Below are 14,705 nucleotides of genomic sequence, written 5' to 3'. Positions count from 1 at the left end.
AATCCAAGCGCATTGAGGGCAATGCCCCACCCGACCCCAAGGCCCTGAGGTTGGCGGAGAACGCCGCCAGGCGCCGCGCCGACGATGCTCAATATCGGTAGCGAACCTCGATCATGTGAAAATCCGCCCCGGTCGTGTCAGACCCATTCACGCCGGCATCGGAGTAGTGAAGAAACCGGTAGCCGAGCCCCAACTCACGATATAGCGGCCCGCCGATGCCCAGGGTCAGGGCGAACTGGAAGGGCCCGCCAAAATCCTGCGTGCCGAAGCGATGCCGACTGAACAGGGCGCCACCCGCGCCCAGGTCCAGGAGGAAGCGCCCATTTTGGCTCCCGAGCGTCACCTCCGGAATGGCCGACACGACAAGCGCGTTCTCCCCCGCTCCCCGCAACACGCCGGCACTTGCCATCAAGCGGGTACCTACCCGCCAGCCTGACGTGGAGAAGGGCTCCCAGGGCAGCGCGACGTTGGCCGACAGGTCATACTCCTCGAAATCCTCCGGCGCCTCCTCCCCCAGCAGGGTCTTCTCCGAGAGTCGGGTACGCAAGCTGAGACTCTGCAATTCAAGGTCATCGGCGAAACTCGGGGGAGTAGCGAGCAGGCAAGCGAGGATGATCGGTAACAGCCTGAAAGACACTGAATGGGGAGGCATCCAGATCACTGACATGGCAAAAAATAGTTCGGCAACGGCGCGTGATTCAACATTATTCGTAGTGGCTCCAGAGCCTGAGAATTTTCACCACTCGCTCATCCTCGATCACTTGGTAGACCAGCCGATGCTGAATATTGATGCGGCGTGAATAAGCCCCCTCAAGATCACCAATGAGCGTCTCAAAAGGAGGCGGCTTGTGATAGGGGTCTTCTGCAATCAGTGCCAACAATTCCTGTGCTTTTGGCTTGAGCCCGCTGGAGGCGAGTTTCTTTGCGTCCTTCTTTGCTTGCTTGGTATAAACTAACTTCCATGTCACCAGCCCAGTTCCTCATCACATTCATCCACGGCAGTATCCATCCCCTCACGAATAGACTCCCGCATACCGGGTACAGAAAGCAGGTAAAGTGTTTCCTGAATTGCCGACCAGTCTTCTTCGGATACCAGTACTGCCTTGTTCCGCTTGCCCATGATGACGATTGGCTGGTGAGACTCGGCGGTTTCGTCGATCAACCGATAGAGGTTGCTGCGTGCCTCAGTTGCTGAGATTCCGGTCATGACGCACCTATTTTGTGTTCAACTTTCCACCAAGTGTACGATTCCAGGCACGTACGTCAAGACGAACGTCATGCACGACTGTCATTTGATGGACATCAGAACGACGAGGCCGATGGACCGCGTGAAGGCCACCATGCGAGGGTGAACGGGTACCTTCGGGGAGGAAGCCGCTGTGTCACGATCAAACGATGTCCAGGCACCCGACGAGGGCCGCCGGCTGCGGCTGGTCTACGATGGGGACTGCCCGATATGTCGGCGCTATGTGCGCTGGCAGCGCATTCGTCGCGACGTCGGCGAGCTGAAGCTGATCGACGGGCGCCAGGACAGCGAGGCACGCCATGAGCTCAGCGACCGGGGTATTGACCTGGACCAGGGCTTCGCCCTGCAGGTCGGCGATCGCTGGTATCACGGCAGCGAGGCCCTGCATCGCCTCAGCCTGCTCGGCACGCGAAGCGGCGTGTTCAACCGGCTGATGTATCGCCTGTTCGCCAGCCCCCGGCGCGCCGCCCGCCTCTACCCTTGGCTCAAGGCCTGTCGCAATGGCCTGCTGCGCCTGTGCCGCATTCCGCCCATCGACAACCTGCGTCGGTGAGCGGCACCGGCGGCACACGCCTTCACGGGCGGGCGACGGTCGAGGGCGTCACGGCAATCGACCATGGGTTGCGCCGGGGCCAGGGTCACTTCAGGGTGACCGGTGAGACGAACCCCGGCGGCTTCAGTGCCAGCACCGAACACTGCAACTGATAGAGCACCGCCTCGGCCGTGTTGCCGATGATAAACCCCGGGATTCCGGTTCGCGCCACCGTGCCCATCACGACCAGGTCTGCCTTCAGCTTCTCGACCAGCTGAGGGATCTGCTTGCGCGGCGCCCCCATGGGCAAGTGAACCCAAGGAGATAGGTAATCGTAGGCGTCCGACCCGATGCGCTCGCGAAGTCGATGGGTCATTCTGTCCATGCCGACCTGGTGACGGGACTGTTCTATCTCGACGATGTGACGCTCGGTCGTGTCGGGATCGTTAGCCCAGATGCCCACGAAACCGGCTTCCGGCGCATCCCAGGCATGCACGAGATGCAGCTGGGCGAAGTCCGACAAGGCCAGCGAGAAGGCCAGCTCCACGATACTGTCGTTGAGCACCTGCTCATCGGGCCCGCCTCGGTGGACCTCGACGTCGACAGCCGCGACGATGCATTGGTAGTTGAGCTTTTCCTCCGGCTTCATGAGCCAGACGGGACAGGGGCACTTGCGCATCAGGTGCATGTCATCGCTGCCGAACAACAGCCGGCTCCACTCCGGATTTTCCGCCGTCTTTATCACGAGATCATGGTCATCCCGCAGCACCGCTAGAATGACCTCGATGAACGTGATCCCGGTCAGCACCTTGATATGGCAGGCGATCCGATCGGCATGGGGGGCGACCAGCGACTCGATCCATCCCCGGCGCTCGGCCATCACCGCATCCCTTAACTCAGCGGCTGATGGCCCCCGAGGCGCCAGCGAGAGGTCCAGCATCTCCTCGGGGATGACATCGATGAGGGTCAGCATTGCCTGGTTGTTCTCCGCCAGCGACACCGCCCGGGCGAGCCCGGCCTCCTGGGAGACGGACGGCTCTACGACATAGAGGATGTTTCGGAAGCGTTTCATGCCTTTTCCCCTCCACGGGATTCGACCGACGCATGGGACGCCATCACTCGGATGGCGGCTTCCCTCGCGGCGTCTGCGTAAGGTACCAACACCAGATCCACGCCCTCCTTCTCGAACCGTTGGACATCCCGTTGCTGGGAGACGGCTACCGCCACCTTCCCCGGGTACCCCTGCTGACGAAGCCCCTGCAGCATCATGCGATTGACGCCAGGGTCTCGGAGGGTGCTGACGACCCAGCGCGCCTTTTGCAACGGCAAGGTGGCCAGGAACTCCGAATCTTCCGCATCCCCGTAACACACCCGGTATCGGTCGCGGGCGTGCTGCTGGACGGTGGTGGGATCGAAATCTACCGCCAGCAGACGACAGCCCCGCTGCCTGAGGTCTGCCGCAAGGGCCGCGCCATAGCGACCCAGCCCGATCAGCAGGACGTCCACCTCATTGTTGTCACCCATCAGGTCATCGAGTTCCCTGTGCGGCACCTGGCGCTCGAAGATCGAGAGCCTGGGCGCCAGGCGTTCATAGAGGGCATGCGAATAGAGGATCATGTAGGTGGAGACACTGATGGTGATCAGGCCAACGAGGGTGATCAGCCCCACCGTCTCCTGTTGCAGATGCCCCAGGGCCAGGCCCATCGCCGCCAGGATCAGAGAGAATTCGCTGATCTGGGCCACCGTGAGGCCTGCGAGGAAGCCGGTGCGCTTGCGATAGCCCATGTAGCCCATGATGGCCATGACGATCAGCGGATTGCCGACCAGCACGAACAGCGAGAGGACCGCCGAGGCCACGAGCTGTGCCCCCAGTGTCCCGAGGTCCAGGGTCGCACCCAGCTCGATGAAGAAGAACAGGAGCAGGAAATCGCGAAGGCTCACCAGGCGTGATGCCACCTGCTCACGGTAGGGCGTGGAGGCGATGGACACCCCGGCTAGGAAGGCCCCGACTTCCTTGCTGAACCCGAGCGCCTCCCCTGCCATGGCCCCCAAGACCGCCCAGGCGATGGCGAAGAGCATTAAGAGTTCCGACGAGTGGGCCAGCCGATGCAACAGACCCGGCAGGACATAGCGCATCAACAGGGCCACCCCCAACAGCATGGCGGTACCTGTCAGCAGGACCTTCAGGGCCTCCCAGCCCATGCTGACGTCGCCGTCGGCCTGGCCGTAGGCGGTCAGGCCGATCATCACCAGTACCACCACGATGTCCTGCACGATCAGGAAGCCGACCGCGATCCGGCCATGTAGGGAGTCCACCTCCCGCTTGTCGGACAGCAGCTTGACGATGATGATGGTACTGGAAAACGTCAGGGCCACGGCCACGTAGAGGGCGGTCACCGGTGACATGCCGAGCCACAGCGCGATGACGTAACCCACCGCCGAGGTGAACACCACCTGGCCCAGGCCGGAGGCGAGCGCCACCGGTCCCACGGTCCGAATGATGTGCAGGTCGAGCTTCAGCCCCACCACGAACAGCAGCAGGGCGATGCCGAGCCGCGCGAACAGCTCGATCTCGGTGCGCTGCTCCACCAGGCTCAACCCCGAGGGCCCGAGCAGGATGCCCACGCCGATGAAGGCGACGATGAGCGGCTGGCGCAGTTGCTGCGCCAGCACACCCCCCAGCACTGCGAGACCGAGGACCATCCCGATCTGGGCAAACACGCTCTCAAGCATCTTGACCGCCCTCACATCTCATAACGCAACATGCTGATTGCGCTTTCTTTTCAGGCCAGCCTTTCGCCTGCACCCAACAGTATAAACCAGCCCGTTGCGCAGAACTTAGCCTGAAGCGAACGAGAGGCGCATGAACGCATGCTCGATGCCCAGTTCCTCCATCACGACGATGACGGCGTGGACGTTATCACGCTCTCCACCGGCCGACGCAGCGAGCGCGGCATGGTCGGGGCTCGGCCGATGCGCACCACCAGGTCTGGACGCTCACCGGACAGTCCCAGCGACCGGGCGAACGCGGGGCGTACGCTCGCCTCCTCCACCGGCTGATTGACGAAGGCGTTGCGTATGCCCAGCGCTGTGGCCTGCAGGGCGAAGCGCTGGTAGCAGCGGCCGGCCTCGACCCAGTGTGCCCGGTCATCCTCCGCCGAGACGAACACCGCCAGCCCCGCAGAGCTACGGACCTGGCGCGCCAGCTTGGCGTTCTCTGCCTTCGGCCGCAGCATGGCGCGCATCAGGAGCTTGCCGAGCCAGCGCGGCGCCTGAGGGTTGCCGGTCGCCCGGCCGCTCAGGCCATCGCTCTTCTCCACCGCCTCGGCGTCGTTGAAGCGGATCCAGGCCTCCAGCTCCCGTCGGAAGGCGGGATTCTTCAACTGCCGGGTGTTGGCGCGCTGGATATGTTCCAGCGCCCGCTCGATGGGCTCGCGCTCGGTGAGCAGCAGCACCGAGACGCCATTCCCGTTGCCCGCCGCCTCCAGCAGTCGACGCTGCTCGGCGGAAAGTGGCGTGCCGTCGTAGTCACTGCGCGTGCATTGCCGTGAGGCGATAGCCTCGAACAGCGGCGACGCCTCGGCCTCTCCAGGCGTGAGGCTCACCCGAATCTCGCCGTCGCCCTGTGGTCGGAACTCTGCCTGAGCAGAAAGCCCCATCGCCCGAGCGGCCAGGCACAGATTCTCCGTCGCACAGCCCAGGGATACGTAGAGGTGGTGATCGTCCGGGTCGACCACCGGCGTGCGCCGGGTAAAATCCGGCAGGAGGGTAATGGCGCCCTCCTCCACCCGGAACTGCCAGCACTGGGTATTGTGGCCAGAAGGGGCCAGGGTGGCGAAGTGGATGAGCAGGCGCATTCGCTCGGCCTCATCCTGCGAATGCCATTCCTCCAGGTTCCAGGTGTGCTTCACCGCCTCGTCGTAGTTCATGGTGCCCTCGCAATGGCTGGCTAATGTCTCTCAGAGTATGTCGCAATTCTTGCACGGTAGTGCCCAGTACAAGACAGCACGCGACATGGCAGGCAAGCTGAGCCCAGGGTAAACGGACGGCCAGAGGAGGCGCCATGACACGCCTGATCGACTTTCAGCTCGCGGACGAGGCAACACGCTGGCGAGCCATCAACGATGACGTGATGGGTGGGATCTCCCAGGGCAACCTGCATATAGAAGCGGGCATCGGCGTGTTCAGCGGCGAGATTTCGCTCGAGAACAACGGTGGTTTTGCCTCGGTGCGCCGCGAACCCGAGGTGATCGACCTGAGCGACGCCTCGGGCGTTGTGCTTCATGTACGTGGCGACGGTCGCCGCTACCAGCTGCGCTTGCGTACCGGCGAGCTCTTCGATGGAGGCGCCTACCGCGCGCTGTTCCAGCCATACGCCGGCGAGTGGCAGCGAGTCGCACTCCCCTGGAGTGAGTTCGAGGCCGTCTTCCGCGGCCGCAGGCTGGAGAATGCACCGCTGCTCGACCCCGCGGCGATCCAGCAGCTGGGATTCCTGATTGCCGACCGAACCGCAGGGCCCTTCCGGCTGGAGGTGGACTGGCTCGATGCGATGGGCCACGAAGTGACGCCCTGACGGGCAGCATGCTCTGCCCTCTCTATTTTGTCCGTCACGGCAGGGCATACTCCTCTCGCCCGCTCACTGGCCAACAGACCGAACGCTGCCCGATTCCACCGGCTGGAAACGGTGCCATTCGGTTGAGCTGCCGGCGACGGGCACCACAAAGATCACACCGAGCGCGGAAGCGCTCACCTGAACCACCAAAGTGCCATCGTTCGCCCTGGTGAATCGATAGGTCATGGACTCGAAGCCACTGACTTGTTCCGCCACCCAACGAGACGACTCAAGCAACAGCCAACCATCCTCGCAGAGGTAATCCTCCTGCCGCTGCAGGATGCGTTGCTCGAGGGGAGCAGCCTCGTCGAGCGCTTCGACCATGAGCTCCGCGTTCGCATCGCCCGTGATCCGCACCCGCTTCGCTCGCACCGCCGTGGTACTGTTCGCATGGAAATAGCTGGAGAGATAAGGCGGGGAATACTGAGGCGAGCCACCCTCCGGTACCGCGCGTTCCCCCGCGTTCCGGTAAACGCCTGTGAGCGAGGGGCAGCTATCGCCTGGGGATGCTGAGAGGCCGCCCCATTCGACGGGATAAGTGCCGTGCGAAGAACACCCCGATGAGAGAACGGCGGCGACGATCACCGGATACCAGGCAGCACTGACTGAGCACCTCATGGACGATTTCCTTCAGAGGACAGCGGGGTGGCGTCCCGATTCACGCTAGCGCTCTTGCACTACCGCTATTTATGGATACCCCGGCTCAACGCGAGGCACTATCCCTTCTACCCCAACGGATGGCCATGGGCCTCTACCCGACGGCGCAGCCAGGCGCCAGTCAGCAGCAGCAGGGTCAACGCAGCGAGTGGCAAGAGCACATCGGGACTGACAGCGTCCTCCCGTTCCACCGCCTCCAGCGCGCCGTAAATGGCGCTGGAATAGACCGCCCACTTCACCCCCAGGCCGATGATGGCCGCCATCACAAACGTAACCAGCGGCAGGCGCAGCAGACCCGCCGCAAAGTTGACCACGGAGTGTGGGAAACCCGGAAATACCCGCAGGGCGCACTGGGTCAGGAAATCACTTCGCTTTTCCAACTTGCGCGTGACCTTGCGAGTGAGACCCTTGGACGTCCAGCGATCGCTGAAGCGGGAAGAGAGGTAGTAGGCTCCCAGGCCACCCACCACGCTGCCGACAGTCAACATCAGGGTGGCGGCCAAGGGATTATAGAAGGGTGCGATCAGCCAGAGTCCGAAGCTGCCGGGAAGGCCTAATGTCAGGGTCACCGCCATTATCAGGATCACCGAGACGATCACGGCGGGCTGGTGAGAAGCCCCGTCGGCCCAGCGCTGCACGTCGGCCAGTTCCGGCGCGTACCAGATCCACAGATAGCCAACCATCAGCAGCGTGGAGCTGATCGTTACCCATCGCCAGGGGCGCCTTGGCGAACTGTCGTTGAACATCGAGGGGTCTCGGTCATTGATCAATCGTCATCGTGCCACGCCCACTGCGCCGGGTCACGGTTCCCGACATTCGGAAAAAATCGAGGTACCTCCCCGATTGCTCCGATTGCGGCCGAGGCTGGCCATTCAGTTACGAATTCTCGGTAAGCGCCAGCATGTAGTGGCCACGCGATCACGCAACTTCCTCGTCCTGGTGATACGCTCAGAGAGAGGAATGCCTGTCGCCTGCCCGGAACAGCCGGACAGGCAGCGGCATCCCTACCGTCCCGACATTGGGATGTCGTGGATAGCAAGCCCGTTCAAAGGAGGCATCACCGTGATCATCAAGGGACTCGCACTCAGTCTTATCCTCTTCGGCTACGCCGGACTGGCCAGCGCCGATTACGCCGACGGCATGCGCTACTATGAGCAGCAGGAGTATCGCCAGGCACTCCAGGAATTCAGCGAAGCGGCCAGAAGCGGCGATGCCGATGCCCAGTACATGCTCGCCCGCCTGTACGAGTCCGGCAACGGGACCGTCCAGAATTTCGTGCAGGCTCACAAGTGGTACAACCTGGCCGCCGCGCGCGGTCACCGCCATGCCGGGGAGGCACGCGACTCGCTGGCCGAACGCATGACGTCTGGTCAGGTCGCCGAAGCGCAGCAGTCGGCGCGTGGCTGGCAACCGGAAGAGCAGAAAGAAGAGGAATCCTCTTCACAGGCCACACAGCGTTCGCGACCCGATATCGAGAGCCTGACGGACCGGCAAGGCATAGCCGAGATACAGCGTGAGCTCAATCGGCTCGGCTATGACGCAGGCCCGGTGGATGGCGCCATGGGAAGACGGACCCGCAGTGCAATACGCGAGTATCAGGCCGACAAGGGCATTGCCCGGAACGGCCGCGCCTCGGCCGAACTGCTGAAACGCTTGCGCCAGACGGAGAAGGAAGAGGTGGCCGCCCCCTCGCAGCCGCAACCCGAACCCGAGTCTCGGGTCGTCCTGCAGGACGACTTCCGCGACGGTGATTTCCGCCGCAACCCGTCCTGGTCAGTGCTCAGCGGCGACTTCGAGGTCGAGGATAACGGCCTGCGCAGTATCGTGGAGATGCAGCGGACGACCCAACGCGATTCCCGCCGTCTCAGCGCCGACCGGCCGGAAGAGATCGGTCTGGCAATGCTGGAGCTGATCCTCGATCAGACGGGCAATACCAGGCAGGGCGAGGTGTCCGCCCCCGTGGAACCGGCGCGCATCTTCGTCAACTCCCCCGTCGACAACGCCTTCAGGATGGAGCTGGAGCTGGCCTCCCGGCAGCGGCCTGGCAGCCTTGAGCTTGGGCTCTTCCAGGGCAACCGGCCCAACGGCACCGGCTATCGCCTGGTCTACTCTCCCGGCTCACGCCCAGGGCTCAGTCTGGTCAGGCTGATTTCCGGAGGTGCCGAAGTCGTAGCGCGCCACGAGGGCAGTCTCGACCTCGAGGATGGCAGGTTCCACCGCCTTGTCTGGACGCGTGACGAGGACGGGCGAATGGAGGTCCGCGTGGATGACCAGCGCCTTATTCAGGCACGGGAAAACGGCCTGCGCGATCCCTTCCAGGGCTTCGTGCTGGCCAACCAGGGAGGCGATTACACCCTGCGGAGAATCCGCCTGGAGGAGTAGCGCCTGCACCAGCGCCCCAGGCCGTCAATTACCCAGGGTTCTGGCTCCCGATCTAGAAAACGTGCTGCTTCCAGAGAGGCGGCACTTTTCTCGGTAACCATCAGTGGGTCCCGTCGTTCTTCCGCTTTTCATCGTTGGCCTCCACCCAACGGGCCCGACCCGTTTCCTTGGCCCGGTACATGGCCTGGTCGGCCAGCCGATAGATGGTCTCGGAATCCGGACCCGGCCCGGGAGCTCGGCACAGCAGACCCGCGGATGCTGTGATGTGCCGATGCGGGCCACCGGGAGAAGGGACTTCCATGGACTCGATGACTTCAAGCAGCCTATCCGCCATCAATGCGGCTTCGCTCCGATCGCGAGGACGGAACACGATCCCGAATTCCTCCCCGCCCAACCGGAACACATGATCCTCGGCACGATTGAATAGCCCTTGCACTGCCTTCGCGAGCCGCTGCAGCAGTTCATCCCCTTCGGGGTGTCCGAACGTGTCGTTGTACGCCTTGAAAGAATCGATATCGAGCATCAGGAACGCGAACAGCCGATCATCGGAACGCCGCCTCATTTCCCGGCTGATCACTTCATCAAAGGTGTAGCGGTTCTGCAGGCCGGTCAACGGATCATGAGCGGACTGGAAGGCGAGGGTATCTTTCAGCGATTTCAGCCACGCGATGGACTGTTGCCGACTTCGCAAGTACAGGGCCATCACCGCTGCCTGGAATGCCATGGCGAGCGTAATGGACAGCGCACCATCCAGCACGGCGACCATATCTTCGAAAAACCCTCCAGTATTGGTCAGGATAACGGCATATAGACACAGGACCATCAGCGCTGTGCCGATGCTGGCTCGATAAACCGAATCCAGTAACAGGTAGGCAGGCGCCGGGTAGATCAAGGGTATGGTGACGGCGAGGACACTCTCTCCTCTTGCCACAGCCAGCAGTAGAAGAAGGACGAACAGGGCGAGGTGCGACAGTTTGGCCATCACACCGAGCGGTGCACCCGCGCGCAACCCCACGATCACGCCCAGCGTCAAGGCGATACCCAGCAGATCGGTCGCAATTCGCAGCGTTGACCAACCAAACGAGCCGGTCGAATCGAGCACAAGGAAGAGCAGGAAAGCCACACACCCGGCTCCCGCCATCACATTCATGATGCTCAGACGGAGAAAATCCGGATCTTCCAGTGTGGAGCGCCCTCCCGAGGTGATGAAATCCTTCCACAATACCGACCTGGCCCTGTACGTCATAGCATCCCGATACGCGCGTATCGCCTCCAAGTGGGCTTTGAGCATCGGACTATAGTCGGCCTGCAGTCAGCCGACGCCTAGAGCACGTCGTTCTTCAATGGCGAGTATAGGAGAGAAAGGGGCTGTCCCGGCCTCCAAGGCTCTCGAAACCTCTCTGGGCGCCGTATTCGACGACCAAGTGGAGGCTTCAGGGCAAGACCATGATCCGGGCCAGGTGGTCAGGACAGGTGGGCGCCGGTCATGGCGCCTCCCTACCCACCTGCGCTTGACTGAACTGCTGGTGGGTACCGTCGCAGAAGGGTGCGTTGCCGGTCTGCTTGCACTGGCACAGGTAGGCTTCGCCATCCTGCTCGGCCTCGAACACCTTCGGCGTGAAGCCCGTGCCCTTGTGAGAGCCGTCGCAGAAAGGTTGTGTCTGGGAATGGCCGCACGCGCAGAAGGCATACTTCTTGCCCTTCTGGAGGGTGACAGGCTTTGGTTGGTTGTCGGCGATGACGGGCTGGCTCATGGGGCCTCCTGATGTCGGGAAAGAGAATAACAGTCTGGATGAGGGCCCTTGGCCTTGGCAATCTCGAGCCGGCTATCGAGGCAAACGCCGCAGCGCCGGAGGGAAGCTCAACGCGCCGTCCCCTCGCCCGCCATTTCCCACTCGGCTAGACTGAAGCGCTTTCCGAACCCGAGACGCCACATGCAAGCCACCCTCGAGCAGCGCGCGCTGAAGCTATCCATCCTCGTCACGCTGGGTGTCTCCAGCCTGGGGGTCATCTTCGGCCTGCTCGCCGGCTCGCAGTCGATCCTCTTCGATGGCGTCTTCTCCACCATCGACGCCGCCATGTCGGGACTGGCGCTCTTCGTGGCGCGCCTCGCCGTGCGCGAGGCCAGCGACCGCTTCCAGCACGGCTACTGGCACCTGGAGCCGCTGGTGGCGGCGCTCAACGGCAGCATCCTGATGCTGCTCTGCTTCTATGCCTTCCTCACCGCCCTGCTGGACCTGCGCGAGGGCGGCCGCGAACTCGCCTTCGATCTGGCGATCGGCTACGCCGTGGTAGTGGCCATCGTCTGCTTCGTCATGACCGGCTACCAGCGGCGCATCAATCGCACCGCGGACTCCGAATTCGTGCGTATCGACATGCAGGGCTGGCTGATGGCGGCGCTGATCACCACCTCTCTGCTGGTGGCTTTTGTTATCGCCCGCTTCCTGCAGGGCACTGCCTGGGCGCACCTCACCCCCTACGTGGACTCGGTGCTGCTGATGGTACTGACGGCCAGCTTCATGCCGGTGCCCATCGGTATCGTACGCCGCGCCATGAAGGAGGTGCTGTTGATCGCGCCGAGCGGGATCGACCGCGAAGTCCATGCGGCCATGGCGCCGGTGATGACGCGCGAGGGGCTGCTGCGCTACTACAGCCATGTGGCCAAGGCCGGCCGCGGCCACTATATCGAGATCCATATCGTCACCACGCCCGAATACGGCCAGGGCCAGGGCATCGCCGTACTCGACGAGATCCGCGAGCAGATCAGCGCCGGCTTGAGCCCGCCGCCGGAACGGCGCTGGTTCACCGTGGCCTTCACCGCCGACGAGCGCTGGGCATAGGCCTGTCGCCCGTCGTTCGGGCACAGGCGGCCCTCAGCCCTCCCGGGAGACCCACTGCCCCGCCTGCTGCGCCGCGCGCCCTTCGGCCTCGAGCTTGAGCAGGTGGGCCAGCGCCGAGCGCGCCGCTACCCTCTGCTTGTCCTCCGGCACATCATCGTAGGCGTGGCGCGTCAACGCCTCCAGGCTCGCCGGGCCATGGCGCGCCAGGGCCCGGCGCACCTTGTGTTCCCGGGCCAGGCGATGGGTGACCAGGAAGTCGATAGCGGCGTGGCCCTCGCCGATCAGGAAGCCGTGGCCCGGGGCGATGGTGTCGAAGGGTTCCTCGCCGAGGGCGTGCAAGGCAGCCAGATAGGCGGCCATGTCGCCGTCCGGCGGGTTGATCACCACCGTGGAGCCCTGCATCACCTGATCACCGGCGAACAGCAGCCGCTCAGGCTCCAGCAGATAGCAGAGATGGTTGGACGCATGCCCGGGGGTATGCAGCACCTTCAGCATGCCCGCAGGCGTTGCGAGGCGCTCGCCATGGCGGGGCCGGTCGTCCGGCGAGAAACCGGCGTCCTGGCTGGCGCCGGGCGGAGGCGGCAGACCCACCAGTCGAGCACCGGTGCGCGCCTTGAGCCAGGCCGCTCCCGGCGAGTGGTCGATATGGGTGTGGGTAACCAGGACCCGGGAGATCTTCCCGCCGGCCAGCCCAAGCAAGCGTTGCAGATGCGCCGGCTGCACGGGGCCAGGGTCGATCACCAGATGATCCTCGCCGTCACCCAACAGATAGCTGTTGGTGCCGGGACCGGTCATCACCCCCGGATTGGGCGCGGTCACCCGGGTCACCCCCGGCGCCAGTTCGACCGCCCTGCCGGGCTCGATCTCGGCGCTGGCCGTGCCCTGCCGCAGTGGGTCCAGGCGGCGTACCTCTGCATAGGCCGGGGCATCCGGCTCCACCTGCCAGGTGGCATTACCCTTGCGGGCCGGCCAGGGGCGGCTGGGATGCGGGGTCGGGGGGTTGGCATGGGCGTAGCGCAACAGCCCCTCGGCGGTGGAGAAGTCGGCAAGCAGACGCAGTGTACGCAGGGTGGGATAGCCCAGCGAGAGACGGCCCTGGCGGTGGTCCGAAAGCACTCGGGCGGGAGAACGCCAGAGATGATCGATGGTCTCGCTGCCATCATGCAGCGCCTGCTGGTCGGGGGGCGCCAGGGCCACGAAAAAGCGCGTATCGAAGCGCCGCGGCGCGCCCCGGGGCGTGACCCAGTGCCCCAGGTAGGCCAGCCGGTCCAGCGGCAGCCCGAGGCCGTAGCGCTCGCAGAGTCCTCGGAAGCTCGATTCCTCGCGCCGCAGGGACTCCCGCCCCTCGCTCAGTACCGGATGATCCGCCGGCGGCAGGTTCCCCTGGCCATCCACGGCCAGCAGCAGCCCCGCCTCCTCGAAGCACTCGCGCAGGGCCGCGATCATGTAGTCGGCCCCGCCCTCGTCGAGGCTCAGGGTCTGGCTGATGGCGGCATCATCGCACCCGGAGGCAAAGGCTCGGACATCCGGGTCCTGCGGGTCCACGGCCCCGCCGGGAAACACGAAGTAGCCGGGCAGGAAAGCTGCCTGCCAGGTGCGCTGCAGCAGCAGGACCTCCAGCCCCTGCTCGCTGTCGCGCACCAGGGCGAGCGTCGCGGCGGGGCGCATCTCGCGCTTGCGCTCGTCAGCCATCAGCGCGACTTAACCACGGCCAGGAGCGATCTCGTCGGAATCGAGGCCCAGCGCCCGGATGAAGGGCGATGCCAGGAGAATGTGCTCCACCTTGGTCCGGTAGTCGGCATGGGCGGGGACGAAATCAGACGTGGACGGCATGGGGCCTCCTGGGCAAGAAAAGGGCCGGCCAACAGCAATACCACAGCGGCGGCGAGGCGCCCAGCCTCCTGGAAGCCGGCGCGTTGGGGCGGTGCCCCTGACACCAGCTAGACTCAGGAAAAGTCAGCACCACGGAAAAGGAACCCCCATGCCGAAATACCACAACGATGCCACCCTGCCCATCCCGCTCTTTCCCGGCAGTCATATGGTGATCGACGACGACTACGTCTTCCTTTCGGGGCTGACGGCCGAGGATATCCAGGGCGGCGAAACCATGCTCGGCAACATAGCCGAGGAGACTCGCCTGGTGATGCGAAGCATCCAGCGCATGCTGGCTTCCGCCGGATGCGACATGTCCGACGTGGTGCGCGTCGACGTTCACATCACCAGCCTCGAACTGATCCGCGACATGGACGCCGCCTATGCGGAGTTCTTCGACTCGAGACGCTACCCGGCGCGCACCTGCACCCAGTCACCCCGCCTCTATGGTTCTGCCCAGGTCGAGATCACCGTGATGGCGCGCCGCCCTGCACCGCATCAATTGTGACCCTGAGAGCGGCCTTCCAGCCGACCTCAAGGGTCATCGCGACGTCCCTTTGCCAG

General features: G+C 64.0%; 17 protein-coding genes. 5 read left to right on the top strand and 12 right to left on the bottom strand.

Translation table 11 applies throughout. From position 1 onward, the window contains the following. Positions 1–88: 88 nt before the first annotated feature. The 3 genes from HALO32_RS12345 to HALO32_RS12335 form a co-directional block, all read right to left on the bottom strand. On the bottom strand, positions 89–547 hold the full coding sequence (locus HALO32_RS12345) for an acyloxyacyl hydrolase (protein WP_192576497.1): 459 nt from the start codon (positions 545–547) through the stop codon (positions 89–91). Between the two features lie 157 nt (positions 548–704). Next, on the bottom strand, positions 705–968 hold the full coding sequence (locus HALO32_RS12340; protein ID WP_151444172.1) for a Txe/YoeB family addiction module toxin: 264 nt from the start codon (positions 966–968) through the stop codon (positions 705–707). Further along, positions 965–1,207 carry a type II toxin-antitoxin system Phd/YefM family antitoxin gene (locus HALO32_RS12335; protein ID WP_151444171.1) on the bottom strand — a complete coding sequence of 81 codons (243 nt, stop codon included), beginning with the start codon at positions 1,205–1,207 and terminating at the stop codon, positions 965–967. The genes HALO32_RS12340 and HALO32_RS12335 overlap by 4 nt, the downstream gene beginning before the upstream one ends. A gap of 172 nt (positions 1,208–1,379) precedes the next feature. On the opposite strand from HALO32_RS12335, the gene HALO32_RS12330 reads away from it, so the two are divergent. Further along, positions 1,380–1,799, top strand: coding sequence for a DCC1-like thiol-disulfide oxidoreductase family protein (locus HALO32_RS12330; RefSeq protein WP_151444170.1), 420 nt, complete (start codon positions 1,380–1,382; stop codon positions 1,797–1,799). 85 nt (positions 1,800–1,884) lie between these two features. Here HALO32_RS12330 and HALO32_RS12325 read toward each other — a convergent pair whose 3' ends face one another. The 3 genes from HALO32_RS12325 to HALO32_RS12315 all read right to left on the bottom strand — a co-directional run bounded on the left by HALO32_RS12325 (position 1,885) and on the right by HALO32_RS12315 (position 5,707). After that, positions 1,885–2,850: a universal stress protein gene (locus tag HALO32_RS12325; RefSeq protein WP_151444169.1), complete on the bottom strand. Its 966-nt coding sequence runs from the start codon at positions 2,848–2,850 to the stop codon at positions 1,885–1,887. Then, on the bottom strand, positions 2,847–4,511 hold the full coding sequence (locus HALO32_RS12320; RefSeq protein WP_151444168.1) for a cation:proton antiporter: 1,665 nt from the start codon (positions 4,509–4,511) through the stop codon (positions 2,847–2,849). Before HALO32_RS12320 ends, HALO32_RS12325 begins: the two co-directional genes overlap by 4 nt. A gap of 161 nt (positions 4,512–4,672) precedes the next feature. Further along, entirely contained in the window at positions 4,673–5,707 is a 1,035-nt protein-coding gene (locus HALO32_RS12315; RefSeq protein WP_151444167.1) for an Acg family FMN-binding oxidoreductase, read from the bottom strand. Positions 5,708–5,841: 134 nt separating this feature from the next. Between HALO32_RS12315 and HALO32_RS12310 the strand changes: the two genes are divergently transcribed. After that, the gene (locus HALO32_RS12310) at positions 5,842–6,351 is read left to right on the top strand and encodes a CIA30 family protein (protein ID WP_151444166.1); all 510 of its coding nucleotides are present in this window, start codon (positions 5,842–5,844) and stop codon (positions 6,349–6,351) included. 63 nt (positions 6,352–6,414) lie between these two features. Here the strand turns inward: HALO32_RS12310 and HALO32_RS12305 are convergent, their stop codons facing one another. Both HALO32_RS12305 and HALO32_RS12300 read right to left on the bottom strand, forming a co-directional pair. Then, a complete protein-coding gene (locus HALO32_RS12305) occupies positions 6,415–7,008 on the bottom strand; it encodes a hypothetical protein (protein ID WP_151444165.1) in 594 nt (197 codons plus the stop codon). 107 nt (positions 7,009–7,115) lie between these two features. Then, on the bottom strand, positions 7,116–7,793 hold the full coding sequence (locus tag HALO32_RS12300) for a TVP38/TMEM64 family protein (RefSeq protein ID WP_225809983.1): 678 nt from the start codon (positions 7,791–7,793) through the stop codon (positions 7,116–7,118). 316 nt (positions 7,794–8,109) lie between these two features. Between HALO32_RS12300 and HALO32_RS12295 the strand changes: the two genes are divergently transcribed. Next, the gene (locus HALO32_RS12295) at positions 8,110–9,429 is read left to right on the top strand and encodes a peptidoglycan-binding protein (RefSeq protein WP_192576496.1); all 1,320 of its coding nucleotides are present in this window, start codon (positions 8,110–8,112) and stop codon (positions 9,427–9,429) included. A 100-nt stretch (positions 9,430–9,529) separates the two neighbouring features. Here the strand turns inward: HALO32_RS12295 and HALO32_RS12290 are convergent, their stop codons facing one another. Together HALO32_RS12290 and HALO32_RS12285 are read right to left on the bottom strand one after the other, a co-directional pair. After that, complete coding sequence (locus tag HALO32_RS12290; RefSeq protein WP_192576495.1) at positions 9,530–10,651, bottom strand: GGDEF domain-containing protein; 1,122 nt, start codon at positions 10,649–10,651, stop codon at positions 9,530–9,532. A gap of 262 nt (positions 10,652–10,913) precedes the next feature. Continuing rightward, the gene (locus HALO32_RS12285) at positions 10,914–11,183 is read right to left on the bottom strand and encodes a CDGSH iron-sulfur domain-containing protein (RefSeq protein WP_151444162.1); all 270 of its coding nucleotides are present in this window, start codon (positions 11,181–11,183) and stop codon (positions 10,914–10,916) included. 180 nt (positions 11,184–11,363) lie between these two features. Between HALO32_RS12285 and HALO32_RS12280 the strand changes: the two genes are divergently transcribed. Next, on the top strand, positions 11,364–12,269 hold the full coding sequence (locus tag HALO32_RS12280; protein ID WP_151444161.1) for a cation diffusion facilitator family transporter: 906 nt from the start codon (positions 11,364–11,366) through the stop codon (positions 12,267–12,269). 33 nt (positions 12,270–12,302) lie between these two features. Here HALO32_RS12280 and HALO32_RS12275 read toward each other — a convergent pair whose 3' ends face one another. Continuing rightward, the gene (locus tag HALO32_RS12275; RefSeq protein WP_151444160.1) at positions 12,303–13,961 is read right to left on the bottom strand and encodes an MBL fold metallo-hydrolase; all 1,659 of its coding nucleotides are present in this window, start codon (positions 13,959–13,961) and stop codon (positions 12,303–12,305) included. A 9-nt stretch (positions 13,962–13,970) separates the two neighbouring features. Continuing rightward, entirely contained in the window at positions 13,971–14,102 is a 132-nt protein-coding gene (locus tag HALO32_RS18230) for a hypothetical protein (protein WP_267902495.1), read from the bottom strand. A 148-nt stretch (positions 14,103–14,250) separates the two neighbouring features. Between HALO32_RS18230 and HALO32_RS12270 the strand changes: the two genes are divergently transcribed. Beyond that, positions 14,251–14,649, top strand: coding sequence for a RidA family protein (locus tag HALO32_RS12270; RefSeq protein ID WP_151444159.1), 399 nt, complete (start codon positions 14,251–14,253; stop codon positions 14,647–14,649). Positions 14,650–14,705 lie beyond the last annotated feature (56 nt).

Source organism: Halomonas lysinitropha (assembly GCF_902500215.1).
GTDB lineage: Bacteria > Pseudomonadota > Gammaproteobacteria > Pseudomonadales > Halomonadaceae > Halomonas > Halomonas lysinitropha.
This window is presented reverse-complemented; position numbering and strand designations above follow the sequence as displayed.